The sequence below is a fragment of the Methylocystis heyeri genome, from assembly GCF_004802635.2.
GTDB lineage: Bacteria > Pseudomonadota > Alphaproteobacteria > Rhizobiales > Beijerinckiaceae > Methylocystis > Methylocystis heyeri.
This window is the reverse complement of the sequence record NZ_CP046052.1, coordinates 2,804,280-2,829,723: the sequence shown is the minus strand read 5'-3', so window position 1 is coordinate 2,829,723 and position 25,444 is coordinate 2,804,280. Positions and strand designations below refer to the sequence as shown.

At 63.6% G+C, this 25,444-nt stretch carries 22 protein-coding genes; 13 read left to right on the top strand and 9 right to left on the bottom strand.

Annotated elements, in window-relative coordinates; all coding sequences use genetic code 11:
* Positions 1-544 precede the first annotated feature (544 nt).
* The 4 genes from H2LOC_RS12905 to H2LOC_RS12890 are packed head-to-tail and all read left to right on the top strand — an operon-like array spanning position 545 to position 4,862.
* Complete coding sequence (locus H2LOC_RS12905; RefSeq protein WP_136496754.1) at positions 545-2,083, top strand: DUF4153 domain-containing protein; 1,539 nt, start codon at positions 545-547, stop codon at positions 2,081-2,083.
* A gap of 12 nt (positions 2,084-2,095) precedes the next feature.
* A complete protein-coding gene (locus H2LOC_RS12900) occupies positions 2,096-2,791 on the top strand; it encodes a response regulator transcription factor (RefSeq protein ID WP_136496753.1) in 696 nt (231 codons plus the stop codon).
* Positions 2,788-4,416 (top strand): ATP-binding protein, encoded by a 1,629-nt coding sequence (locus tag H2LOC_RS12895; RefSeq protein ID WP_343040024.1) that lies wholly within the window; start codon positions 2,788-2,790, stop codon positions 4,414-4,416. Before H2LOC_RS12900 ends, H2LOC_RS12895 begins: the two co-directional genes overlap by 4 nt.
* A complete protein-coding gene (locus tag H2LOC_RS12890) occupies positions 4,413-4,862 on the top strand; it encodes a ribosomal maturation YjgA family protein (protein ID WP_343040023.1) in 450 nt (149 codons plus the stop codon). Before H2LOC_RS12895 ends, H2LOC_RS12890 begins: the two co-directional genes overlap by 4 nt.
* Here H2LOC_RS12890 and H2LOC_RS12885 read toward each other — a convergent pair.
* The 4 genes from H2LOC_RS12885 to H2LOC_RS12870 all read right to left on the bottom strand — a co-directional run bounded on the left by H2LOC_RS12885 (position 4,777) and on the right by H2LOC_RS12870 (position 8,024).
* Positions 4,777-5,358, bottom strand: coding sequence for a DUF3280 domain-containing protein (locus tag H2LOC_RS12885; protein WP_136496751.1), 582 nt, complete (start codon positions 5,356-5,358; stop codon positions 4,777-4,779). The genes H2LOC_RS12890 and H2LOC_RS12885 overlap by 86 nt on opposite strands.
* Before the next feature lie 135 nt (positions 5,359-5,493).
* The gene (locus tag H2LOC_RS12880; protein ID WP_136496750.1) at positions 5,494-6,144 is read right to left on the bottom strand and encodes a response regulator; all 651 of its coding nucleotides are present in this window, start codon (positions 6,142-6,144) and stop codon (positions 5,494-5,496) included.
* The gene (locus H2LOC_RS12875; RefSeq protein ID WP_136496749.1) at positions 6,141-7,535 is read right to left on the bottom strand and encodes a sensor histidine kinase; all 1,395 of its coding nucleotides are present in this window, start codon (positions 7,533-7,535) and stop codon (positions 6,141-6,143) included. Before H2LOC_RS12875 ends, H2LOC_RS12880 begins: the two co-directional genes overlap by 4 nt.
* Before the next feature lie 291 nt (positions 7,536-7,826).
* Entirely contained in the window at positions 7,827-8,024 is a 198-nt protein-coding gene (locus H2LOC_RS12870) for a hypothetical protein (RefSeq protein ID WP_136496748.1), read from the bottom strand.
* 316 nt (positions 8,025-8,340) lie between these two features.
* Between H2LOC_RS12870 and H2LOC_RS12865 the strand changes: the two genes are divergently transcribed.
* Together H2LOC_RS12865 and H2LOC_RS12860 are read left to right on the top strand one after the other, a co-directional pair.
* Positions 8,341-9,201 (top strand): ABC transporter permease, encoded by an 861-nt coding sequence (locus H2LOC_RS12865; RefSeq protein WP_136496747.1) that lies wholly within the window; start codon positions 8,341-8,343, stop codon positions 9,199-9,201.
* Entirely contained in the window at positions 9,191-9,955 is a 765-nt protein-coding gene (locus H2LOC_RS12860; protein ID WP_136496746.1) for an ABC transporter ATP-binding protein, read from the top strand. Before H2LOC_RS12865 ends, H2LOC_RS12860 begins: the two co-directional genes overlap by 11 nt.
* Here the strand turns inward: H2LOC_RS12860 and H2LOC_RS12855 are convergent.
* The gene (locus H2LOC_RS12855) at positions 9,934-11,106 is read right to left on the bottom strand and encodes an LptF/LptG family permease (protein ID WP_136496745.1); all 1,173 of its coding nucleotides are present in this window, start codon (positions 11,104-11,106) and stop codon (positions 9,934-9,936) included. The two genes, H2LOC_RS12860 and H2LOC_RS12855, sit on opposite strands and share 22 nt — an antisense overlap.
* Before the next feature lie 27 nt (positions 11,107-11,133).
* Entirely contained in the window at positions 11,134-12,042 is a 909-nt protein-coding gene (locus H2LOC_RS12850) for a hypothetical protein (protein WP_136496744.1), read from the bottom strand.
* Positions 12,043-12,090: 48 nt separating this feature from the next.
* Here H2LOC_RS12850 and H2LOC_RS12845 point away from each other — a divergent pair, with 48 nt between their 5' ends.
* The gene (locus tag H2LOC_RS12845; RefSeq protein WP_246206824.1) at positions 12,091-13,377 is read left to right on the top strand and encodes a glycosyltransferase; all 1,287 of its coding nucleotides are present in this window, start codon (positions 12,091-12,093) and stop codon (positions 13,375-13,377) included.
* Here the strand turns inward: H2LOC_RS12845 and glmS are convergent.
* Complete coding sequence (glmS, locus tag H2LOC_RS12840; RefSeq protein WP_136496743.1) at positions 13,364-15,193, bottom strand: glutamine--fructose-6-phosphate transaminase (isomerizing); 1,830 nt, start codon at positions 15,191-15,193, stop codon at positions 13,364-13,366. The two genes, H2LOC_RS12845 and glmS, sit on opposite strands and share 14 nt — an antisense overlap.
* A gap of 167 nt (positions 15,194-15,360) precedes the next feature.
* Between glmS and H2LOC_RS12835 the strand changes: the two genes are divergently transcribed.
* On the top strand, positions 15,361-16,050 hold the full coding sequence (locus H2LOC_RS12835; RefSeq protein ID WP_136496742.1) for a hypothetical protein: 690 nt from the start codon (positions 15,361-15,363) through the stop codon (positions 16,048-16,050).
* Positions 16,047-17,246, top strand: a complete 1,200-nt coding sequence (locus H2LOC_RS12830; RefSeq protein ID WP_136496741.1) for a helix-turn-helix domain-containing protein — start codon at positions 16,047-16,049, stop codon at positions 17,244-17,246. The genes H2LOC_RS12835 and H2LOC_RS12830 overlap by 4 nt, the downstream gene beginning before the upstream one ends.
* Before the next feature lie 290 nt (positions 17,247-17,536).
* On the opposite strand, the gene H2LOC_RS12825 is transcribed toward H2LOC_RS12830, so the two are convergent.
* Positions 17,537-18,294 (bottom strand): IS5 family transposase gene (locus tag H2LOC_RS12825; RefSeq protein ID WP_425487302.1). Its coding sequence is split into 2 segments (ribosomal slippage): positions 17,537-17,949 and positions 17,949-18,294, totalling 759 coding nucleotides; the frame shifts between segments, so codons are not numbered across the junction.
* 243 nt (positions 18,295-18,537) lie between these two features.
* Entirely contained in the window at positions 18,538-19,848 is a 1,311-nt protein-coding gene (gene glmU, locus H2LOC_RS12820; protein WP_425487301.1) for a bifunctional UDP-N-acetylglucosamine diphosphorylase/glucosamine-1-phosphate N-acetyltransferase GlmU, read from the bottom strand.
* 292 nt (positions 19,849-20,140) lie between these two features.
* On the opposite strand from glmU, the gene H2LOC_RS12815 reads away from it, so the two are divergent.
* Genes H2LOC_RS12815 through H2LOC_RS12800 form a run of 4 tightly spaced genes read left to right on the top strand, consistent with a single transcriptional unit; the run spans position 20,141 to position 25,275 of the window.
* Positions 20,141-21,673, top strand: coding sequence for an OpgD/OpgG family glucan biosynthesis protein (locus tag H2LOC_RS12815; protein ID WP_136496739.1), 1,533 nt, complete (start codon positions 20,141-20,143; stop codon positions 21,671-21,673).
* Positions 21,661-23,871 (top strand): glucans biosynthesis glucosyltransferase MdoH, encoded by a 2,211-nt coding sequence (gene mdoH, locus H2LOC_RS12810; RefSeq protein ID WP_136496738.1) that lies wholly within the window; start codon positions 21,661-21,663, stop codon positions 23,869-23,871. The genes H2LOC_RS12815 and mdoH overlap by 13 nt, the downstream gene beginning before the upstream one ends.
* Before the next feature lie 10 nt (positions 23,872-23,881).
* Complete coding sequence (locus tag H2LOC_RS12805; RefSeq protein ID WP_136496737.1) at positions 23,882-24,220, top strand: DUF952 domain-containing protein; 339 nt, start codon at positions 23,882-23,884, stop codon at positions 24,218-24,220.
* The gene (locus tag H2LOC_RS12800; protein WP_136496736.1) at positions 24,217-25,275 is read left to right on the top strand and encodes a quinone-dependent dihydroorotate dehydrogenase; all 1,059 of its coding nucleotides are present in this window, start codon (positions 24,217-24,219) and stop codon (positions 25,273-25,275) included. Before H2LOC_RS12805 ends, H2LOC_RS12800 begins: the two co-directional genes overlap by 4 nt.
* The last annotated feature ends 169 nt before the right edge of the window (positions 25,276-25,444 follow it).

Below are 25,444 nucleotides of genomic sequence, written 5' to 3'. Positions count from 1 at the left end.
TCTCGGCCTCTAGAGTCTTTTATTTTAACGCGTTTCGTACGCCGAACCGGGCGTCCACTTCGGCTGGAAACGCTCTAACCCCCGCTTGCCTACGCGGGGCGTGGCGGCGAACACGGTTGCTTTCGTTCGCGCCAATGACGTCGGCGACTTGATCCGCATCCCTGCGGAGCGGCCTTGGGCCGACGAAAATCCGTTTATTTCGGTATCGATTTCCCCGCAGCTCGCGCCGGCGCGCCATGAGGCTCGCTTGAAATCGCTATAGAGCCCGCAACGTCCCGCGTCCGGGTCTGCGCAAAATCTGCACGACAATCCTCAAATTCTCCGAACAGCGTCCAATTGGTCTGCATAGCCGGGGCGCATCTTCGGCGCATGGCCAAGGTCATCGCATTTCCTCTCCCCGCAAGCCGCCTGCCGCGGCGACTCGCAAAAGACGGCTGGTGGCTCGTCTGCGAGCCGAAACAGGCGTCGATCCGCGCATTCCCGCGCGAGGGTCCGCGGGAGCGGATCGTCCCTCTTTCCAGCTTTCGAAGGAAACAAAATCCAAATGACGATTGAAGCGCCTTCACTTGCTCGCCGCACGCCTGCGCGTTGGTTCGTAAACCGTCTCATGCTCGCCACGGGGGCCGCAGCCCTTGCCGACTGGCTGTTCTACAACGCTTATCCGCTAGGCGTCTCCGTCGCTATTTTCCTGGGCTCGTGCGCTGTATTGGCGATCGGGACCAATCCCGTGCGCGCGCATCCGCGCCTTCGAATCGGCGCAAGCATCGCTCTCCTCCTCGCGCTTCTCGCCGTCGTGGAGGAGGTGTCCTGGCTGTCCTTTCTTGTCGCGTCGGGCGCGACATCGCTTTTCGCGCTGATGATGGTTTCGGGGGATTTCGCAGCATGGCCATCCCAACTGCGTCGCGCGCTGGGATTGCCGCTGGCCGGGCCCTTCTGGCTCGCAGGCGACGCCTTTCGCGCACGCAGGCTTTCGTTGCGCAAGGGCAAGCCGGCCGGACGCATCGCCGCGCTCGCGTCGTGGATCGCGCCCATATTGCTGGGTTCGATATTCCTGGCGCTGTTTGCTTCCGCCAACCCCTTGATCGAAGACTGGGTGCAAGAGCTCGATCCGCGCCGCATTTTCGAGCTTGTCTCCGTCGCGCGAGCCGTATTCTGGCTGCTCGTCATTTGCTCGATATGGCCGCTCCTTCATTTGCGGTTCTCGCGCAAGGCTGCGCGCGCGGCCCTTGCATCCGGAACGTCGCCCGCCGGCGACTTCGAGGCGCTGTTCGGCAAGGTTGCGGTGCTGCGGTCGCTGCTTCTGTTCAACGCCCTCTTTGCGGTGCAGACCTCTCTCGACTTCGCCTATCTCTGGGGCGGACTCGCGCTGCCGAACGGATTGACCTACGCGGCCTACGCCCATCGCGGCGCCTATCCGCTCGTCGCCACCACGCTGCTCGCCGCCGGTTTTGTTCTTGTCGCGATGCGTCGGGGCGGCCCTGCGGAGACTTCCCCCTGGATCAAGCCGCTGGTTCTCGCCTGGGTCGCGCAAAATCTGATGCTTGTCGCCTCCTCGATATTTCGGACTGGCCTTTATATCGCCGCCTATTCGCTCAGCGAATTGAGACTGGCCGCGCTGATCTGGATGGCGCTGGTGGCGGTGGGGCTCGCTTTGATCGTGGTCCAGATCGTCTGGCGAAAGACCAGCAGATGGCTGCTGAACGCCAATGCGATTGCAACGGCGATCACGCTTTACGCCTGCTGCTGGATCGACTTTCCCGCGATCGTGGCGAGTTACGATATCGCGCACTGCCTGGAAATAAGCGGAACCGGACCCGCGCTCGACCTTGATTATCTCTTCGCGCTCGGCCCGGAGGCGATGCCGGCCTATGACGAATTTCTTCAGGCTTATTGGAGACGCAACCAGACTGGGAAATCCAGCGGTCAAATCGCCTGGAGCCAAAATGAGCGCCGGTCAAACGCAGAAACCGCCTCCAGGCTGAACTGGCGCAGCCGGACGTTCCGCGGGTGGCGTCTTCAGCGCTATTTCGATACACATCCCGAGGGCGCATCGACGGGCGAGCGCCCTTTGGCCAATCAATAGGGCGCAGCTTCCGTGGCGTTCCGCATCCTCGTCGCCGATGACGACCCCCACATCCGCGACATCATCTGCTTCGCGCTGGAGAAGGCGGGCATGAAGGCGGTCCCGGCGCGAGACGGCGCCGAGGCCCTTCGCCGTTTTGACGAAGACGCGCCGGACCTCGTCGTTCTCGACATCGGCATGCCCGAAATGGACGGTCTCGAAGTATGCCGCCGAATCCGCAAGTTCTCGGAGGCGCCGATCCTGTTTCTCTCGGCGCGAGACGAGGAGATCGATCGGGTGATCGGACTCGAGATCGGCGGCGACGACTACGTAACAAAGCCGTTCAGTCCCCGCGAGCTGGTGGCGCGCGTCAACGCCATTCTGAAGCGCACGCAAGCGGGCCTCAAGCCGGAGACGGGCTTGATGTCGCGCGGGGAGCTTACGCTCGACCCCGCAGCGCATATCGTCGCATTGGGAATGAAACCGGTCGCCTTGACCGCGATCGAATTCGCCATCCTCAGGATCTTGCTGGCCCGTCCGGGTGTCGTCTTCACCCGGGAGCAAATTCTCGATCTGGCCTATGGCGGCGCCATCCATGTCGCGGATCGGACAATCGACAGCCACATCCGCAACATCCGAGCCAAGCTCCTGGCCGCCGGCTGCGACAACGCCGTCGACACGGTGCACGGCGTCGGGTTCCGTATCGGGCGCTGCGAGGCCACGTCGTGAAGGCGCGCGCAGCCAAGACCCGGATCGTCCGCAAATGGCGACCGAGCATCGGGCTCATCGTAACGGCTCTCGTGATGACGGCCCTCGCCCTGCCGCTTGCCGGACTGTTTTTCTTTCGCATCTACGAAAACCAGCTGATCCACCAGACCGAATCCGAATTGATCGGCCAAAGCGCGGTCCTCGCGATGGTGATGCGGCGGGAAATCGAGGCCGGCGTTTCGACTGCGGTCCCGCTCGGCGTTGAAGCGCCGACGCCGGCCGCAGCAGAGCCATATGAGCCGATCATGCCGACGCTCGACCTGACGAGGGACGAACTGCTGGGGCGCAGGCCTGAATCGCAACCGTCCCCGGCCCCGGCCGATCCGGCTTTCGTCGCGCTCGGCGCGCGCCTCGCGCCCGACCTCGCCGAAACGCAGCGGATGACGCTCGCGGGTTTTCGGTTGCTCGACCCAAACGGCGTCGTGATCGCCGGGCGCGAGGAAGTCGGCCGTTCGCTCGCCAATATCGAGGAAGTCACGGAGGCCTTGCGGGGCCGATTTCGCAGCGTGATGCGGCTGCGCGTCTCCAAACACGAAGCGCCGCCGCTCTATTCCCTGAGCCGCGGAACAGGCGTTCGCGTCTTCACGGCGACGCCGGTGGTCGTGCGCGGCCGCGTCGCCGGAGTCGTCTACGCTTCGCGCACGCCGAGCAACGTATTCAAGAGCTTCTATGACGAACGCGGCAAAGTCGCCGCCGCCGGCTCGACGATTATCGGTCTCGCACTGCTGATTGGTTTCGTGTTCCAGAGGACGATCACACAGCCGATAAACGAACTTCGAAGACGCACGGCCGCCATCGCGCGAGGAGACCGCACTGCGCTGCGATCCCCCGCACATTATGGGACGGCGGAATTTGCGCAGCTGTCGCAGAGTTTCCTGGATATGGCCGCGGCTCTTCAAAACCGGTCTGATTTCATCGCCACCTTTGCCGCGCATGTCTCGCATGAGCTCAAATCGCCGCTGACGGCGATCCAGGGCGCCGCGGAACTCCTCCGCGACGATCTGGAAGCGCAGGAGCGCAAGATGAGCGACGCAGACCGGCGAAGGTTTCTCGATCACATCGTCGCCGACACGGGCCGGCTGACTGCTATCGTGCGCCGTCTGCGCGAACTCGCGCGCGCCGAGGGCGCCGCTACGGGAGGCGTGACGACGCTCGCGGCCGCGGTCGCCGACCTCGGGTGCGCCTTCCCCGCGTTGCGGATCCATAGCTGGGGCGATCTTACCGTTCCGATCCGCATGTCCGTCGAAAACGCCCGGGTCGTCTTTGCGCATCTTGCGGACAATGCGGCGAACCATGGCGCGACGTCGTTGACAGTTTCGGCCCGCCTGCAAGGCGAGGCCGTTTGCGTGACCGTGCAGGACGACGGCCCTGGCGTTTCTTGCGCGAACCGCGCCAAGATTTTCTACAGCTTTTTCACGACACGGCGCGAGAGCGGCGGCACAGGCATGGGCCTTGCGATCGTGCGCGCCATGCTGCACGCTCATGGCGGAAGCATAGACCTCGCGGCCGACGGCGCCGATCCGCCGCGCGGGGCCGCGTTCGTCGTCATGATTCCTGAAGCTGAATGCAACCCGCGGTCCGCATGAAGACGCGGCTTGCGATCTTCTGCGCCATTATCGCCGCGGGGCTGTCGCTGCGCGCCTTCGGGCCCGGCCTGGGCCTGCCATTTTGCTTTGTGAAATACGGCGGCTCCATTCTCTGGGCGACAATGGTCTATTTCCTTTTGGGCCTGACGGCGGGCGACGGACTTCGCCGCTCTATCGCCGCCGGGGCGATGCTGATCGCCATCGCGGTCGAGTTGTTCAGGCTTTACCACACGCCGTGGCTGGACGCGTTCCGCCTCACGCCGCCCGGGGCGTTGTTGCTCGGCCGAGTCTTTTCGCTCTGGAACATTGTGGCTTACGCCTGCGGCGTCGCGCTCGGCGTTGCGATCGATCCGGGGGCGATCAAGGGCGCGCCGCCGCTTCCTTGCGGAGGCTGTTGCGGCGGGCGAGTTCCGGCTCCACGAGATTATACCGGATCAGATATTTGAGCGCGCGGCTCCAGGATTCGTCGGTTTCGTTGCGCAGATCCGTGCGTGAAAAATTCAAAAGCTCGCCGGTTGCGGCGTCACGGATGCGGAACTCGAGATATTGCTCCATGATGCTCACCTTTCGGAAAAAGGCGACGAAGGACATGTCGGCGCCGAGCTCGTGCGCCGCTTCGGCGTCGCAACCGTTGCATTTGCGCAGCCAATGCTCCTTCGCCATCGCATGGCCGGATGCGGCGCCGTCGACGATCTCGAAAATGCCGGAGCGGGCGAGGAGCTCGCGCGCCAGCAGGGTCATGCGATGAAGCCGCTGCGTCTCTTCCGGGCTTTCCCCGGCGATCGGCCCTCCGGCGGTGAAGTCGTCGAGCTCGATGTCGAACACCGCGAGCCTGATCGGACGACGGTCGCTCTCCGTCGCGGCGATGGACGGCCTCGCCGCGAACAGCGCGCCCGCGCATAAGGCGTAAATTGCGAGCCTCGTCGCTGAAACTAATCTCATTCGCTTTCTCCGCTTCGCTTTGATCGGCCGAGCCGCCCGATCGAGACGGTGGAGCAAAAGCGAGAGATTTGCGCCGGATGCGTTCCTGTCTTCCGTTGGGAGAATTTCCCGAGCCTCTGGTTTGAAATAAGCGCGTCAGGAGGCGCCGTCGCCGTTCACCAGCCCGGCGCCGATCGCGAGCCACACCAGATGGGCGTCGGTGCGGGCGCCGATTTTGGACTTGATCTGGTAATGATAGTTTTGAACCGTCTTGGGACTGAGATTGAGAAGCTTCGCGATTTCCTCGGTCGTTCGCCCCAAAGCCACCAGCCGAAAAATCTCGGTCTCGCGCGGACCGAGCTCCTCGGTCGGCGAGCGGGCTCCGGCGAGCCGCTCCGCGGCGAGATCGCGCGCGATGTCGTCGCTGAGGGCGCGGCCGCCCCGGGCGACGACCGCTATCGCCCGAACGAGCTCGGCGGCGTCGCTGCTCTTGGTGACATAGCCCGAGGCTCCGGCCTCGAAGGCCTTCAGAGCATAGGCTGCATTGGCGTGCATGGTGAAGACGAGGATGCGCGCGCGCTTGTCCCACTGCTTTATGTGGCGAACCGCCTCCAGCCCGCCGGGTCCGGGAAGCGTGAGATCGGTCAGCACGACATCGGGCGAAGCGCGCCGATAGGCTTCATAGGCGCCTGCGGCGTTTTCGGCCTCGGCCACGATCCTGTAGCCGGGCTGGCGCTCGAGCAGGCGCCGGTATCCCTCGCGAACGATGGGATGGTCGTCCACCATCAATATGGCGATGTCGCTCATGCGAGGGCGAACTCCAACGGCGCGGAGGCGCTCATGGCGATGAGCGGAATGCGCGCGGCGACGCGCACGCCTTCCGCGGCGCGGGTTATGGACAGGCTGCCGCCGAAGGCGGCGACGCGCTCGGTGACGCCGAGAATGCCGTGCCCCGGCGAGGCGTTGACGGCGGCTGGATCGCCGCCGCCGTCGTCCTCGACCGTCAGGGCGATGACGCCGTTTGCGGAAGCCGCGCGCTCGACGCGAAGATGGACCTCCCGCGGCGCGCCGTGGCGCATCGCATTGGTCAGGCATTCCTGGGCGATGCGGTAGACGCTCGCCGCGACCGCAGGCGGCACGGCGGCGAGGTCTCCCATGAGATCGAGCCGCACCACCGCCTTGGGCGCGCTCTGTGCGTTCCAGCCTGCGACGAGCCTTATCAGGCACGGTTCGAGTCCCAGTTCCTCCAATTCCTGCGAGCGCAGCCGGGCGAGCGCTTCGCGCAAGGTGGCGGTCATGCGTTTTGCGACCCGCAAGATGGCGCGGGCGTCTTCGGCGAGGTCGGGGCGGTCTCCTGCGCCCGCCTCGATCGCTGCGGCGAAGGCCGCGGTGGCGGCGAGGCACTGGCCGAATTCGTCGTGAAGATCGCGGGCGACGGCGCGGCGTTCCTCCTCCTGAACCTCGAACAGGCGCTTGGTCAGAGCGACGCGCTCCGCGCTGGTCTGCGCCAGTCTCGCCGCAAGATCGTTCATCGCGCGTCCGATCATCCCGAACTCGCCGGTCGCCACCGCGATTCTGCGGCGATAATTGCCGCTCTCCAGGCTGCGAAGGCCGTCGATGATGGTCTGCGCGGGCGCCAGCGCATGGGCGACCGCCAAAGCGGAGAGAAGACAAATGCCGATCGCCATCGTCGCCGCAACCCTGAAGACGACCGAAATCTGGCGCCAGGCCTGACGGATGGCGGCGTCGGCGTCCGCCGTCGCGACGACCGCGCCCGTCTCGGGCTGCCGCACCGTCAGCGGACGCGCGACCGGCGCCGGTCGGCCGAAAATACCGCCGTAGACGCCGGAGAACCACGACGGCGCCTGCGATCCGACCCCTTCGAGCTGGCTGCACAGGGTGCGGGGCTCCTCGGCTGCGGGCGCAAAGACGATGCAGACGCCGGGCGAAACCAGCTTCAGTGTGGCGAGCGACTCCCAATTGGGGATCGGCAGGATCTTGTCGCGGCGCATGCTGTGGCGCCACAGGAGCTCGCGCCAGAACAGAGTCTCGAGCTCATGCGAGACGCGGTCGGCTGACGCCGCGGTTTCGGTTTCGAGGGAGGAATGGGCGTCGATCATGATCCATCCCGTCGTCAGCGCGAGGCAGAAGACGGCTATGGCGCAAAGCTGCATGACGAGCCGGACGATCAATCCCATTGGCGCAACTCCCTCCGAGCAGAACATTCATGGAAATTAAGGCGCCAAATCGGCGCATGGCCAATGTTTTCCGGCTGCAGCGCGAACTTCGGGCAAAATGCCCGAATGAGAAAGGCGTAATCCAACCGGCCAAGCCTATGCTTCTGCGGCGGGCGAAACATGGCGCAACGCTAAAAGAGGCTTCGCGCAATTTGCGCGAAGCCCCGCAACTGCGGAAAAGTGTAACGGCTAGCTGGGCTTTTGACCCCTTCTTAAAAAACAGAACTACGCAAGGACGCTTACTTGAAAACTTCAGTCGAAGGCCGCTCCCAGCGCGCCGCCGATCAGCCCGCAGATGACGCCGGCGAAAAGGATCGCGCCGGGACCCAGCAGTAGAAATCCGATGGAGCCGCCCAGCGCCAAGCCGACGCCGGCGCCCACGATCTTGCCGGTGTATTTTTCCGCTTTTTCTTCAGAGGCCTGCACGGCCTTGGTTGCGTTCTCGGCCATTTTCTTTCCTCCTGCGGCGCTTGGCGCCGCTCGCTGCATCAGCACAAGGAGGACTACCAGAGGCATATGATGGAGGAATGAGATTTGGGTGAAGCTCGGGCGACATAATTTTTAAGCTCGTGCGACGGCGGAGCCGGCCGCCTCGAGACGCCCGTCGGCGGCCCGCGCCCATGAAAATACTGCTAATTCATAATGTTGTGTTTTAGGAGGGGAGGGCGCTTCGACCTGCCGGGCGATTTGGCCGTAGACTGCGGCCGGCGCTGGAGCCTTTGGCTGCCGCCCGACGCCATTGACAGAGGGCCGGCGCAACTGGTCTATGCGGGACCGCCGCATCGGAATTCAAGAAAGGATCGAGAGCCTGCCGTCCGTCGTTTTGTCCCCTGAGCTCTTCGAGCCCTTCGAGCGCGCCTGGCGCCATCGGGAGCTGATCCGCGCCGTAGCGCGCCGGGAGTTCATCTCGCGTTTTCGGGGCTCCGCGCTCGGGCCGCTGTGGGCGGTGATCTCTCCTCTTATCATGATGCTGACCTACACGGCCGTATTTTCCGTGACCGTGCCTCAGCTCGCCGCCGGCAAGAGCATAACGGATTACGCCGCCGGCATTTTCGTCGGCCTCATTATCTTCAATCTCTTCAGCGAGCTCGCCTATCGGGCCCCGATGCTGCTGCATGAGCACGTCAATTTCGTAAAAAAGTCGATCTTTCCGAGCGAGACCATCGCCTGGACCGCGACGATCAGGACTTTCACCTATGGCGGGATAGCCTTCCTCGTCTTTCTCGTCTTCCGCCTTTTAACGGGCGGCGTCTTGCATTGGTCGGTGCTGTTCACGCCGTTTCTGGTCGTCCCTTTCGCGCTGATGATCCTCGGCGTGGTCTGGTTCTTCATGGCGCTCGGCGCCTTCACGCGCGACGTCGCGCATATCATGGCGTCGATCGTGCCCATCCTGATGTTCGCGACGCCGGTGTTCTACTCGCTCGACCAGCTGCCGCCGAACGCGGCGGTCTGGCTGCGCCTCAATCTGATCGGCGACTATATCGAGATGTTCCGCGCCGTCACGATCGAGGGACGCATTCCCAATCTCTTGGGCTATCTCGCCGTCGCGATCCTGTCCTACGCCATTTTCTGGGGCGGCTATCAGTTCTTCATGCGCTACAAGTCGGTCATCGTCGATGTCATCTGAGCCCATCATCGTCAGCGAGGGCGTGGGAAAAGCGTTTCAGCTCTACGCCCATCAAAACGACCAGCTCAAGCAGATCCTGTTCGGCCTCTGGAAGCAATTCTACAGGGAGAAATGGGTTCTGCTCGACGTCTCCTTCCGCATCGGGAAGGGAGAGCGCGTCGGGCTGATCGGCCGCAACGGCGCGGGCAAGACCACCCTGCTCCAAATCCTGTGCGGAATCACCCGTCCGACCAAGGGCGCTTTTGAGGTCACGGGGCGCATCGCTCCGATACTGGCGCTCGGCTCAGGTTTCGACGGCCTTCTGACCGGCCGCGAGAACGCCCGCATCGGCGCCGCCATTCTCGGCCTCTCGCGGCGCGAGGTGGACGCCTGCATAGAAGACATCGCCGCCTTCGCCGAGATCGGTCCGGCTTTCGAACAGCCGATGCGCACCTATTCCAGCGGCATGCTCGCGCGCGTCGCCTTCGCGATCTGCGCCTACGCCAAGGCGGACATCCTCATCGTCGACGAGGCGCTGTCGGTGGGGGACGAAGCCTTCCAGAAAAAATGCGAGTCCTTCATCTCGAACTTCGCCAGGACCGGCACCATTCTGATGGTTTCGCACGATCTCGAATTCCTGCGTAATCTGTGCGACCGGGTGATCTGGCTCGACAATGGCGTGGTCCGGATGGAAGGCGATCCCGCGGAGGTGCTCGGGGCCTATCGCGCCGAGATGACCGCCCGCGTCGAACATCAGGCCCAGGGAGCGGCGTAGCCTTCGCCCGCCGGCGCCGGAGCGCCGCCCGCCGGCAGGCGTCCGGCCCGAGCCGGTCCGTAATTCAACCGGCCGATGAGAAAGACCGAGTAGAAAATCTCCGCAAGCAGCAGCAAGGCGAGCACGAAAGCGAATCGGGCGTCGGCGCGCAGCAAGGATTGCAGCGCGACGAGGAAGAGAATATGCGCCGCCGGAATGGCGACGATGAACAGTGATCCGCCCGTGCCTCGCCTGCCGGTGATATTGCCGAAGGCCAGCACCAGCGCCATGGCCAGCAAAGCGTGTCCCAGCGTCAGGAGCGGCACGCCGACGCGCATCGCCGCTTCGGTGGTCCATTCCGCCAGCAATCTTCGATCGGACCGCACCACCTGGTATTGCGCCAGGAATTCGGGCGCGGGCAGCTCGAACACGCCGCGCCACGAGCGCTTGGGCAGGCCGCCGCTCCCCTGCATGGGCAGCGCCATCGCATATTGGTCGAAATTGGTGATCCGCACGTCGTTGCTGAAGATCGAGCGGGTCTGGATGCTGCCTTTGGTCAGGGCGACGATCACGCCCGATTCGTTGCGCCGGAATTCCGCGCGTGCGGCGGTGACGGTCTGCTCCTGGCCGGTGTCGGCCGAAATCTGCCGCAGGAACAGATTGACTGCGATGTCCGGGGTTTCCCATCGCTCGAGATAAAGCGTCTTGGCTCCGCTCTCGAAAGTGTAGAAACGCGCCGGATCGAGCATGCGGTGGTTGAGCGAGTTGCGGACGACGTTGAGAACGTCCTGCATATTGCCCGCCGATTGGGGAGCGATGAAATTGGAGAGCATATAGCCCGCCCCGACCAGCACGGACGCCAGGATCAGAGCGGGCCGGCAGACCGCCCACACAGAAAGGCGAAGAGCGTAGAGCACTGCGATCATGCCCTCGGACGCCATGCGGGAAAATTCCAGCGCGGTGGCGACGCCGACCGCCATCGGCAAGGCGACATAGGCGATTGTCGGCGCGACCCCGACCAGAGCCGGCCAGACGAGGCCGCCGCGCACGGCCGCCGCCGACAGGGAGCCGAGGAGATAGGACAGCACCACGGGAACGCACAGCGCGAACTGGATGACGGCTGCGGTGACCGCGACGCGCTTGATGAGGTATAGGAAGAGCAGGCGCGGCATTTCAGCGGAGCCCGCAGCGGCCGGGTCTCATTTTCCGAACCTCGCCCAGGCGGCTTTCGAGAATTCGGTCCAGGCGGGATCGAATGTTCCGCGCGAGGGCAGGGCGGTCGCGCCGGCCCAGTGGCAGAAATAGATCTCCTTGCCGTCGGGATCTAGCGGCTTTCCTTCGGAAAAGCTTATTCCCGGCGCCTTGTAGTAGCTCTCGTGCGAGGCGTTGTTCACCACATTGGGCAGAAGCGCGATTTTGACGCCGCGGCGGTGCGTGACGAAATTCACCAGCGGCTGCGCAAACAATTGCCCGCGCTTGCGCACGTCGTGGAAAATCTCGGCGTCCTTCGCCATGGTCTCGATGAAATCGGACAGCTTGAGATATTTGTTGGAGGTCACCCAGAAGCCGTCGTTGAACAGCAGGACGTCGCGCAAGAAGGGGTAGGCGCTGCGGCGGTCGTTATAGACATATTCGAAGCTGGGAGAAGCGACGATGAATTCGGTCTTTCCCGCTTCCAGCCTGCCGAAGATCGGCGAAAAATCGCGGAACAATATGACGTCGACGTCGACATAGGCCACTTCGTCGAGCGGGAGCGCCAGCGCCTGGAGCTTCCGAAGCCGGCGGCGGTTGTTGTTGAATATTCCGGGGTAGAGCTCGTTCGCGAGCCTGTCGATCTCCTTGGGCTCTTCCTCGACGAAAGTCGCGCCGTAGATTTCGGCGGCGCGGCGCGTCTGGACGACATTGTCGTCATAAGGGATAAGGTAGATCGGCAGGGCCGAATTGGTGGCGCGGTAGCTCTCCAGGAAAGGCAGCAGCCAGTCGATGATCTTGTCGTTGCCCACGATGGCTATGCCATAGCGTTTCTGCCGGGCCTGGGGGGAGGCGCCTTCCGCCGCTCCGCTTTCGGGCAGGGACGAAGAAACTGGATTCGACTGGTTCTGGCTCATATGCCAAGCTCTACTTGGAATCTTCCGCATATAGCAAGAGGGGCGGTTTTGGAGGTCGCGGGCATTGAGGAAAGCGTAGCCGCGGCGTCGCCGCTCCTGGGAAAAACCGTCGCGGTGGTTCACGCCGCCTGGCACTCCTGCGGCAGCTATCAAGTCAATGCGGCCCAGCTGACGGCCTATAAGGCTCTGGGCGCCCGGGTGATCTCCATCGCCATGATGGACGATCTCTCCCCGCCGGCGCCCAAAGGCGGCCGCTGGCCGGGCTATCTTGCGGCCTCCAAAGACTTGCCGGCGGACCGCAGGTTCTTCACCGCGACGTCGCACCGCAGCCTCGTTTCCTCCGGCCTGCTCCGGGAGGGCTGGCTTCCCCTGATCCATGGCGATCAAGCGCGCTGGCTGATCGAAATCGCGAAGCGCGTCCCGGTCCCGCAGGGGCTGGAGACGGAGCGGATCGACCTCATCCACGCCAATCATTACTTCACCCTGCCCCTGGCGCTGCGCCTGGGGGGAGAGAGGAACATTCCCGTCATCCTGGAGACCCAGGACATTCAGGCCCGGCAATATGCGCTGCGCAACCGGGGCGGTTTTTTCCTGCGGCCCTACGCATCCTATGATCAAATGCTGGCGCTGGAGCTGGGTTGGACCGCCCGCGCCGATCTTTGCGTCCATCTGAACGAGGAAGAATTTCTGGAATTCGGCCGGCTGCTGCCGCAGGCGCGCCATGCGCTGGTCTATCCGGCGACCGAGCCGGCGCCGCTGAGCAGGGGCCGCGACATCGTCATCGTCGCCAGCGACAATTATGGCAATTACCTGAGCCTGCGCTGGTTTCTGGAGGAGGTTCTGCCCCTCGCCGGCGATGTCGAGCTTGCGATCTACGGCAATATCGACAAGGGAGTGAAGAACCGCGACGCCGCGCTTTACGAGGCCCATAAGGCGCTGTTCATGGGCCGCGTCGACGACATCGGGGCGGTTTACGCCGCCACAGGCTGCATCCTGCTGCCGACCACCGAGGGCCACGGGCTTTCGATAAAGGCGGTCGAGGCGCTCTCCAGCGGCGCCCTGCTGATCGCGACGCCCCAGGCTTTCCGCGGCATGGGCGTCGATCCCGGCAGCCTGTCCAATGTGATATTGCGGCAGGACGCGGCCGGCTTCGCGCAGGCGCTGCTTGATATCCGCGCGCGGCTGCTGTCGGGGGCTTTGCAGCCCCCGGGCGCGGATTCGGACACAAAGCGGCTCTATGACAGGGCCTTCAGCCCGCAGGCCTACGCCAAAGCGCTGGCCCGCTGCGCCGTCCCGCTGGTCGCGGAGGCGGCGAGCGCCTCTACTCCACCGTGACGCTCTTTGCGAGATTGCGCGGCTGGTCGACGTCTTTGCCCATGAAAACCGAGACGTGATAGGCGAGGAGCTGCGCCGGCAGGGCGTAGACCAGCGCGGCGAAGGCGCCGGCCGCGGTCTCGGGCATTTCGATGAAGCCGGCGAGATCCGCCGCCGCGGCTACCTTGGCGCTGTTCGGGCCGACGAGGATGAGATGGCCGCCTCGCGCAGCGACTTCCTGAAGATTGGAGACGGTTTTCTCGAGGCTCGCGTCATGGGGCGCGAGAACGACCACCGGAATTGAAAAGTCGATCAGCGCGATCGGCCCGTGCTTGAGCTCGCCGGCGGCGTAGCCTTCGGCGTGGATGTAGGACAATTCCTTGAGCTTGAGCGCCCCTTCCAGCGCCAGCGGATAGGAAGGACCGCGTCCGAGATAAAGCACGCTGGATGCGCGCGCGACGTCCCGCGCCACCGGCTCGATGCGGGCCTCGTCCTTGAGCACCTGGGCCATCAGGCCCGGCGTCGCGATCAGTTCGGCCACCAGCTCTTTCTCGCGCTCTTCGGTGAGGACGCCGCGCGCCCTGCCGAGCGCGAGGGCGAGACAGGCGAACACGGCGAGCTGGCAGGTGAATGCCTTGGTCGAAGCGACGCCGATTTCCGGTCCCGCGAGCGTGAGCGCCACCGTGTCGCTCTCGCGGGCGATGGTGGAGGTCTCCACATTGACGATGGAAAGAACATGCTGCCCATGCGCGCGCGCATAGCGCAGCGCCGCGAGCGTGTCGGCGGTCTCGCCCGATTGCGAAACGACGATCATCAGCCCGCGCTCGGGCAGCGGCGCCTCGCGGTAGCGGAACTCGGAGGCGATGTCGATGTCCACCGACAGCCTGGCGAAGCGTTCGAGCCAGTAGCGCGCCAGAAGGCCGGCGTAGAAGGCGGTGCCGCAGGCGGAAATGGTCACGCGCGAAAGCGCCCTGGCGTCGAAATCGAACGCGAAGGGCAGCCGCACGGTTCCGCTGGCGAGATCGAGGTAATGCGCCAGAGTGCGGCCGACGACTTCGGGCTGCTCATGAATTTCCTTGGCCATGTAGTGGCGATAATGGCCCTTGTCGACCTGGAGCGAGCCTGCCTGCAACGGCCGCCTCGCCCGCACGACTTCTTCGCCCGCGGCGTTGAAGAAGGTGGTTTTTTCGCGCGTCACGACGACCCAGTCGTCTTCTTCGAGATAGGCGATTTCCTTGGCGAGAGGCGCAAGAGCCAAAGCGTCGGAGCCGAGATAGGCGCCGTCCTCGCCGAAGCCGACCGCGAGCGGCGAGCCGCGCCGGGCGCCGATCAGGAGATCGGTTCTTCCGTCGAACAGGAACACCAATGCGAAGGCGCCCTTTAGCCGCGCCAGCGCGGAGGCCACCGCGGCCTGCGGGGTGGTTCCTTCGCGCAGATAATCCGCGACGAGATGCGCGACCGCTTCGGAATCGGTCTGGGTCGAGAAGACATGTCCTTTTGCCATCAGCTCTTCGCGCAGCTCGCGGAAGTTCTCGATGATGCCGTTGTGAACCACCGCCACTTTTCCATTGGCGTGGGGATGGGCGTTGGTTTCATTGGGGCGTCCGTGGGTCGCCCAGCGCGTATGCCCGATGCCGATTTCGCCTTTGAGCGGATGTCCCGCGAGCTTTTCTTCGAGATTGCGGAGCTTTCCGCTCGCGCGCAGCCGCGTCAGCCTGCCGTCTTCGAGCGTGGCGACGCCCGCCGAATCATAACCTCGATATTCCAGCCGGCGAAGCGCTTCGATGAGAGCGGGAGCCACCGGCCCACGCCCCAGAATTCCTACGATGCCGCACATGCGCTGTCTCCACGTTTTTAGCGGCAGGATAGCACGAACGGGGGCGCGCCGGAGGAAAACAAGCGCTCGCCCGGCTGCTTGGTTAAGCCATACAAAATCCTGCAATTAGGCTCTTGCACGGAAAGTCTTTAAGGTTTAAAGGAAAAAGTGCATATCGGGAAAATTGTATGAAAGGGCAATTTATGGATGCCTACGGTCGCCTCCGGGCCTCGGCTCTTTCCATGATCGTTCGCGACGTTGCGGCGGCATTTTGGCCAGAACTTCGTGCGCTCTCGATGGTCACATACGCCGACGCCTTCGCCGAAGTGGCCGCAGATAAAGGAACATTGGAGGATCAAAAGATTGATGACCTTCTTCAGCGCAGGCATTTCAAGATGGAGCGGCTAATTGTTGATTTGGCAAAAAAACATGGTTTGGCGCATACTCTCAGCGTGATTGTGCAGAATAATAGGCGACATGCGTATGTTTATACTGGCGACGTAGGAATGACTCAGTCTTACGTCAAATCTATTGGCTCTATGCCGCAGCCTGCAAGATTCAGAGAACGGTTTGCAAATGCTATGAGTATTCCTAGGCTTGACTTGGGCGACGAGCCTGATGGGGCCTTCATAATGCGCAATCTCTACGGGGTGATCGCTCATAATCCTATCGGAAGACGATTTAATGAGACCGAACAAAAACTTGGAATGATACAATTCTGCGTTCCCGCCATTGACTGCAAGGCTTGGGGGGTTGAACTCACATTATCCGAAATTATTGATTCGTATCCCGCAGCTGCCGAACGCGAGACGCCAAAACGTTCGCTTCCTTGGAAAAAGAAGGCGAGGGATGAGGGAACTGGGACTGAAGGAAAATGACGGGGATCGTCCAAGGCTTTTGTGGCGCACGCCTGACTGAAGCGAGAAAGGCTAGCGGGAAGAGCGCGACCGATTTGGCCGAGCTTGCCGGCGTCAGCGTGCAATCCATCTCGAAGTATGAGAATGGTCACCAAAACCCTAAATTCGATGTATTTCACAAGTTGGTTTCAATCCTAAACGTTCCACGTGATTATTTTTTCCGGCCGGTCCCGGGGAAAGACGAGCGGCCGATTTTTTGGCGTGCGCGACTGACGGCCCCGCCGACCGCGCGTGACCGCGCGGAGGTCCGCTTGGAATGGATGAAGGAAATCGTTGATTATTTAGAAAATTACTTCGATCTTCCTGAATTGAATATTCCAAAAATCGAGTTTCACGAAGAAAACATAGCCGATATGGACTTCGTTGAAAGCACAGCGAAGGAAATGCGAGAGTTTTGGGGAATCAAGCCTGGTCCAATGCCGGACACTATCGAGAAGCTTGAGACTAACGGGATCTTGGTGTCGCGAATTCATGTCAATGCGGATAAATTGGACGCATTTTCACAATGGTCTGATACGTTTAATATGCCGTTTGTTGTCCTATCTCGTGACAAAGCTAGTGCGTGTAGGCAGCGATTTGATGTTCTGCATGAATTAGTTCATATATGCTGCCATAATAACGTTCCGCAAAGACGGCTGAATGATAGAGCATTCTATAAGCTAATAGAAAAACAAGCTGATCGGATTGCATCAGCTATGCTGCTGCCAGAATATGAATTTACTAGCGAACTTTATGCCCCGTCTTTGGACGGGTTTTTAACTCTGAAGGAAAGGTGGGGGGCGTCTGTTGCTTCGATGATTATGCGATGTAAAGGGCTAGATATAATAGATGAGGATCAGGCTACGCGGTTGTGGATAAATTATAACCGCCGTGGATGGCGAAAGTCGGAACCTCTCGATAACAAGATGAAGAAAGAGGACCCGCAATTAATTCGCAGGAGCTTCGAAATGCTTGTCGAAGAGGGAGTGCAATCCCACGATGAAATCTCAAGATCGCTTCCTTTCCCGCCAAAGGACTTAGAAGAATTATCCGACCTTCCTCCGGGAACGTTCCGCAATGCCCCGGAAGCAAGGGCTGAGCCAATTCTAAAGGAACAATTTCGCCGCGAGACGCTGCCGGGAACCAACGTGGTTAGCTTCCCGGGAAAGAAGACCTAACCGTTCTTCCAACGAGTCTGTGCCGCCTGCCGGGGCTGTTCGGCCGTACGGCTCTCGGCGCGTTTCTTCCCGCCAGCGCGCGCCCAAGCTCGGCGGCGGCTTGGTTCTTGGCAGGCCTATCGCCATAGTCCTAGGCTTCCTCCCCCCTCGCGATACGTATAATCTTGACGGCGTGAGCGATGGCGCCGACGTGGCCATTCTCGCCTTCAGCTCCGGTGGGCGTTTTCGTCTATCACGGCCTTGATGTCCAAGAGCAACACCGCCAACTCGGTGAACGCTAGGGCCCAGACTCATAACCAATAGCTGACAGTGGCAGCGAGGCAAACGGCGGCGAGGAAATTGACGGCGTTTCTGTCGTAGCGCGTCGCCACGCGTCTAAAATCCTTTAAACGGCAGAACATGCGCTCGATGGCGTTGCGGTTTCGATAGAGGAGCGGCGAAAAGCAGTTCTTCCATTTGCGGTTGGCCTTGGGCGGAATATTCGGCAGTGCGCCGCCGTCCTCGATCCTACGGCGGATGGCGTTGCTGTCGTATCCCTTGTCGCCGTGGAGGACTTCGCAAGGCGGAAGATGGGCAAGAAGTTCCGCGCCCGCTGTGCAATCGGCGACGTTTCCGGCTGTGAGCATGAAAGCTATGGGTCGACATTGCGCGTCGGTCAGCGCGTGGATTTTCGTTGTGCGTCCACCGCGCGAGCGGCCGATGGCCTGATTTTTCTCCCCCCTTTGCCGCCGCTGGCCGAGCGATGCGCTTTCACCGCCGAGGAGTCGATGAGAACTTCCGTCGGCGGCCCGCCGGCTTGAGCGAGTGCATGGAACAAGTCGACCCAGACGCCCTTGGCGGCCCAACGGACATAGCGATTATAAAGTGTCTTTTTGGGCCCGTATTCCGGCGGTGCGTCGACCCAGCGCCCGCCGGATTTGAGCACTTGGACGATGCCGCTGATGACCCTGCGGTCGTCGACCCGCGCCTTGCCGCGCGTGTCAGTGGGAAGATGTGGCGCAATCTTCGAAAACTGCGCATCTGTCAGCCAGAATTGATCGCGAATCATCGGCGCTTCCTTTCGGAAGCCCTGAATCACAACCCGCTCTTTACGCCAAGCACTTTATGGGTCTGGACCCTAGAACTAGCGCTTCGCGTTCCGAAGCTGCCGACTGAATATCTTCGCGGGCCTTTGTTAACCGCTCCACCCACTCGTTCTGAGTCATTTTGCCCTCCGCTTACCGCTGAGCATAGCACTGGGGACTGGCGGGGGCGAGCCGGAGTCAACCCCGCCGAAATTAACACTGAGACACTACTGCGAGTTTTTCCCGCTCTTCTTTTCCGCCTGCGTGCGGTTGAAAGCGTCGGCCCAGCCCGCTTTTTCGATCTGCCTGCCGCGCGCGACGGCGAGGGCGCCTGCGGCCACGTCTTTCGTGACCACCGAGCCCGAGCCGACATAGGCGCCGGCGCCGATATTGACCGGGGCGACCAGCGAGGAATTGGAGCCGATGAAGGCGCCTTCGCCGATCTGCGTGCGATATTTGAAGTATCCGTCGTAATTGCAGGTAATCGTGCCGGCGCCGATATTGGCTTCGGCCCCGACGTCGGCGTCGCCGATATAGGTGAGATGGCTGACCTTGGCGCCGGCTCCGATCGCCGCCGCTTTGATCTCGACGAAATTCCCCACTTTCGACTTTGCCCCGAGATCGGCGCCGGGCCGAAGCCGCGCGAAGGGGCCCACATGGGCGCCCTCGCCGATCCGGGCCTTTTCGATATGGGAAAAGGCGTGGACGACGGCGCCGTTCGCAATCTCGACCCCGGCGCCGATGACGACATGGGGCTCGATGACCACGTCCTGGCCGATCCTGGCGTCGGCGGAAAGAAACACCGTCTCCGGCGCGACCAGCGTGGCCCCGCCCGCCATGGCGGCGCGGCGCAGGCGGTCCTGCGCGATGCGCTCGGCCTCGGCGAGCTGGATGCGGTCGTTCACGCCGAGAACCTCGCTCTCCTGGCCGAGAACGACGCGGCGACCGAGACCTCGCGCGCGGGCGATCTCCACGACGTCGGTCAGATAATATTCGCCCTTGGCGTTGGCGCAGCCGACCGCCTCGAGCAGCTCCAGGGCGCGGCGCCCGTCGAGCGCCATCACGCCGGCGTTGCAGAGCGTAATCGCCCGCTCGCTTTCGGTGGCGTCTTTTTCCTCGCGAACCGCGGTCAGATCCCCGGCTGCGTCCTTGATCAAGCGTCCGTAGCCGAAGGGGTTCGCCGCTTCGAAGCCGAGAACGGCGACGGCGGCGCCGTCCTTCAGAGCCGCGCGCAGGGCGCTCATCGAGGCGGGCGTCACGAGAGGGGTGTCGGCGAAGAGGATGAGGAGGTCGTCGAAGCCGGCCGCCAGGGCCTCCCGCGCCGCGAGCGTCGCATGGGCGGTGCCGCGGCGTTCTTCCTGCACGAAAACCCGCGCATCCGGCCGCAACCGCAGGGCCTCGGCCTGGACGTCCTCCCGACCGGGGCCCACCACCACGGCGACGCCGGCCGTCTCGGCGGCGGAAAGGCTGGCGAGGACGTGGCCGAGCATGGACCGGCCGGCGATCTTGTGGAGCACCTTCGGAAGTTGCGACTTCATCCTTGTGCCTTCCCCCGCGGCCAGGATGACGGCGAGGGCGCTGCGACGATCTTTGGAGGAGGGCATAGGTTTCCGCGAGCCTTTCGAGATCTGAAGAATAGCTGAAGCGTCGTTCTAGCAGCTCTCGGCGGATTTCGAAGCGGGGACGCGCCGCAGAACGCCGCCCGCGCGTCTATTTCGGGCGAAATATTTCCGGGCTCGAAAGAAAGCCGTTTCGATTCGCCGGGGTTCTTGTATAGATTGTTCGGCGCTTCGGCGGTCCGCCGCGCCCTCCCTCGGGTTATTAAAGCTTATGGTTGAACGTAGAGACGTTTTGCGGGCGGCGCTAGGCGCACTGGCCGCCGGTTTCAGCCCTGCGGTCCGCGCATCCGCCGATCAGCCCGCCGCTCCCGCTCCCGCTTCTCCTTTTTCGCGCGACAATGTCCTGGAGCTAGCCCGTTCCCTTGCAAAAAAGCCGTTTTCGCCGCCGCCGAACGATCTGCGGGAGCCTTTCTCCGGGCTGAGCTACGAACAATATGTCGCCATCAAGACCCGGCCGGACGCCGCCGTCTGGTCGGGGGAGAACAAAGGCTTCTCCTTCGAGCCCCTGCACAGGGGGCCGATCTTCAGCACGCCGGTCGATCTGTTCGTGGTCGAGGGCGGGATCACGAAACGCATCGCCTACGATCAGAATCTGTTCGACTATGGCGGGTTGAAGGTCCCCGACAAGCTGCCCGACATGGGATTCTCGGGTTTTCGCGTGCTGCGGGCCCAGAACGGCGGGACCGAGGCGGAGCTGGCCTTGTTCCAGGGGGCGAGTTTCTATCGCGCCTGCGCTCCCGGCCAGACGCTCGGGGCCAGCGCCCGCGGTCTTTCCATCCGCACCGCCGATCCGCGCGGGGAGGAATTTCCAGTCTTCCGCACCTTCTGGATCGAGAAGCCCGCGCTCGGCGACAACGCCCTCGTCATCCATGCGCTGCTCGACTCCCAGAGCGTCGCGGGCGCCTATCGCTTCACCCTGCGGCCCGGGGAAGCGACCATCATCGACACCGAGCTGACGCTTTTTCCCCGCGCCGACCTCGACCATATCGGCATAGCGGGGCTGGCGGGCGCTTCCCTGTTCACGCCGCTCGACCGCCGCCGCACCGACGACATTCGTCCGGCTGTCTCCGAGCTGAACGGGCTGCAGATGCTGACCGGCGCCAATGAATGGATCTGGCGTCCGATATCGAATCGCAACAGCCTGCAGCTTTCCTCCTTCGTCGACGCCAATCCGAAAGGGTTCGGCTGTCTGATGCGCAACCGCGACATCGCCTCCTATCAGGACGACGAGCAGCATTGGGAGCGCCGGCCCTCGCTGTGGATCGAGCCGCTCGGGGAATGGGGCGACGGCTCTGTGCAGCTCGTCGAGATACCCTCCGAGTCGGAGATCAACCAGAACATCATCGCCTATTGGCGGCCGAAGCAGGCGCTCGCCGCCGGCAAGGAGGCGCGTTTCGCCTATCGCCAGTTCTGGTGCTGGGAGCCGCCCACGCGCCCGCCGCTCGCTTATGTGGCCGACGCGCGCGGCGGCCGCGGCTCCGCGCCCAAACTCCGCCGCTTTGTGGTTGTCTTTGCCGGGGAGGCCTTGAGCGATCCGGCGCGGACGGCTTCGCTTCGCCCGGTTCTGACCACCTCGCCGGGCGCAGCGAACAATATCCGCATGTATCACAACCCGCCGGCCAAGACCTGCCGGGTCGTATTCGATCTCGACCCGGGCGGCGAAACCTTTTGCGAGCTGCGGCTCGTGCTTCAGTCGGGCGACGACCCGATCAGCGAAACCTGGCTCTACAGATGGACGTCCTGAATCAAACGCTCGCCGAGGCTTCTCCTCACGACGCCGCCGCCCGCCCGCCGCTGGGCGGCGTTTTCGCGCCGCCGACGCCGGTCGAGAACCGGCTGGCGATGCCCGCCCAGAATCTCTTCAAATTCGACTCCCGGCACCGCCGCCGCCCCGCGGCGCCCAAGCTCGGATACATCCCCTGGCTGTCGCGTCTCGTGACCTTCGGCGGGGGCGCGGCTCTGACCGTCTATGGCGGCAACGAGATGTACCGCGTCATCGACGTCGGCGGGGTCACGACGCTGAAATGGGCGCTGTTGGCGCTTTTCGTGCTGAACTTCTCGTGGATCGCGCTTTCCTTCTCGAGCAGTCTGGTCGGATTGGCCGCCCTTTTGCGCAGGCCCAGTCGTCCCGCGCGGCCGACCAGCCTCGCCGCCAAGACGGCGGTCGTCATGCCGATCTACAACGAAGCGCCTAGCCGGGTGTTCGCCGCGCTGCAGACCATTTTCGAGGATGTCGAGGCGACCGGCCTCGGGGAGGGTTTCGACTGGTTCTTCCTGTCGGACACCACAAATCCCGACATCTGGATCGCCGAGGAGCGGGCCTTCATCGAGATCCGGCGGCGCCTCGGCGCAGCGGGCGGGCGTGTCTTCTACCGCCGCCGAGAAAAGAACACGAGCCGCAAGGCGGGCAACATCGCCGAGTTCGTCTCGCGCTGGGGCGGGGCCTACGAGCATATGGTGGTGCTGGACGCCGACAGCCTCATGACCGGCGAGACCATCGTGCAGCTCGCCGCCGCCATGGAGGCGGACCCCGACTCCGGCATCATCCAGACGCTGCCGCTGATCATCAACCGCAACACGCTTTTTGCGCGCGTGCAGCAGTTCGCGGCCCGCATCTATGGACCCGTGATCGCCGCCGGGCTTTCGGAGTGGATGGGGCGCGACGGCAACTACTGGGGCCACAACGCGATCATCCGCACCGAGGCATTCGCCCGCCATTGCGGCCTGCCCGACCTGCGCGGCCGCCCACCGTGGGGCGGCCATATCATGAGCCACGACTTCGTCGAGGCTGCGCTGATACGCCGGGCGGGCTACGCCGTCTACATGCTCCCGACGCTCGGCGGCTCCTATGAGGAGAGCCCGCCGTCGCTGATCGACCTTTCGGCGCGCGACCGGCGCTGGTGCCAGGGCAATCTCCAGCACAGCCGCATCCTGTTCGGAAGCGGCTTTCACTGGGCCTCGCGCCAGCATTTTCTCACCGGCATATTCGGCTACCTCACTTCGCCGCTGTGGCTGCTGCAACTACTGGTCGGCATCATCATCGTGTTCCAGGCGAGCTATTTCCGGCCCGAGTATTTCTCGGCGGAATTCGCGCTCTTCCCGGTTTGGCCGCGCTTCGACGCCCAGCGCTCGCTCGAGCTCTTCGCGCTGACGATGGGCATCCTCCTCGCGCCCAAGCTGTTCGGCCTGATCGTGGCGATCCACGATCCCGAAACCCGGCGGGGTTCGGGCGGGGTGGTCATGCTGCTGATCTCGACCGTATTCGAGGTCATCCTTTCGGCCTTGCTCGCGCCGATCATGATGCTGATTCAGACCGGCCATGTCGTCCATATCGTCTTCGGTTTCGACACCGGGTGGGACCCACAGCGCCGCGACGACGGCTCTGTGCCTTTCTCGGCCATCGTCCGCCGCCACAGATCGCATGTCGCGCTCGGCGTTCTCTCGCTGGTCGCGGGCTTGTTGATTTCCCCTTCGCTCGTCGCCTGGATGTCTCCCACCATCGCCGGCCTGATTCTCGCCATCCCGATTTCCTGGCTGACCAGCCAGCGCTGGCTGGGCCTCGCTTTCCGCCGGGCGGGCCTGCTGGTCACGCCCGAGGAGACCAACACGCCCCATGTCGCCAAGCGCGGCCGCGCCCTCTCCAAGATTCTGGCGCGCACGGGCGAAGACGAAGCCAATTGCATATTGGCGATCCACGCCGACCCGGAGCTTCGCTCCCTGCACGAGACCTGGCTGCCGGCCCGCAAGCCGCGCCAGCGCGGCCAGATCACGGCCGATCGCGCGGTCGCCGAAGCAAAGCTCGCGGATGCGGAGACGATCGAGGATGCGGTGCAATGGCTCAACCGCGGAGAGCGTCTCGTCGCGGTGAGCGACCGCGCGCTGATCTCGATGGCGGCCCGCTTGCCTCGGCGCGGCAGGCCCGAAGCCGCGGCGGCGGAGTGAAGGCTCGTCGATGGCTCTGATATACAAGATCGTTTCCGCCGCGGCGTTCCAGACGGCGGCGGACGCATTCCGCGGCGCCGGCGTCGATCTTTCCGACGGCTTCATCCATTTCTCGACCGGCGAGCAGGTGCGGGAGACCGCGGCGCGCCATTACAAGGGGCAGGGGGATCTGCTCCTCGTCGCGGTAGAGGCGGAAAGTCTCGGGACGGCGCTCAAATGGGAAGTCTCCCGCGGCGGGGCATTGTTTCCCCATCTCTACGGCGTCTTGCCGCTGTCGGCGGTCTCATGGGCGAGGCCTCTGCCGCTCGGAGCCGACGGCGCCCATGATTTTTCGGGATTTCCGCTATGATGGACTGGCTGGGGGGCGCCTTCGCGGCCCTGGCGCGGCGACTGGATGCGGAAGACGCCCATCGCGCGACGATCGCGGCCCTGAAGCTCCTGCCCGATCGCCCCGCCGCGCCGGATGATCCGCGCCTCGCAGTCTCGGCGTTCGGTTTCGATTTTCCCAATCCCGTGGGCCTCGCCGCCGGCTTCGACAAGAACGCCGAGGTCTTTTCGAAAGCGACGGCGCTCGGCTTCGGTTTCGTGGAGGTCGGCACGCTCACGCCTCGGCCGCAGCCCGGCAATCCGCGCCCCCGCGCCTTTCGTCTCGCCGAGGATCGCGCCGTCGTCAACCGATACGGCTTCAACAATGACGGCCACGCCCCGGCCTTGCGGCGCCTCGGCGCGCGCCGGCGCGGCGGAATCGTCGGCGTCAACATCGGCGCCAACAAGGACTCCGGCGACCGCATCGCGGATTATGTCGCGGGGGTGAAGAGCTTCTGGCCGGCGGCCGATTATTTCACGGTCAACGTATCTTCGCCCAACACTCCGGGCCTGCGCGATCTGCAGGAGCCTCGCGCGCTGGCGGAGCTGCTCGCGCGCGTGCTGGAGGCGCGCGACGCTGCGCCTCGCCGCCGGCCGCTGCTGCTCAAGATCGCGCCCGACCTCGATCTCGGCCAGATCGACGGGATCGTGCGCGTCGCCAGGGACGAGCGCATCGACGGCATGATCGTCTCCAACACCACCATCTCTCGCCCGGCGTCCCTGCGGTCTGATTTCGCAGGCGAGGCGGGGGGACTCTCCGGCGCGCCGCTTTTCGAGCTTTCGACGCAGCGTCTGGCGCAGGTTTTCGTCAGGGTCGAACGGCAGTTTCCCTTGATCGGCGTCGGCGGGATCGACGGCGCAGCCGCAGCCTTCGCCAAGATCGAAGCCGGGGCCTCGCTGGTCCAGCTTTATTCCGCCCTGGTTTACGAGGGGCCGGGCCTCGTGTCGCGAATCAAGAAGGGTCTTGTGGAGCGCCTGGCGGGGGAGGGCGTCGCCTTGGCGGATGTCGTCGGCCGCGAGGCGAAGAACTACGATTGATCGCACTCGTCGGCTTTCCGGCGAATTTCCGCCAAGCGCTTGACCGCTTTCTCCCTCTCGCCTAATTTACACGCCGCTAAATCCAACCGAGGTCGGACAAGTGGGGCAGCAAGCGGTCGTATTTTCTGCGCCGACGCCGGACCGAGCTTAAGCTCGGGTTCCCGGGGCG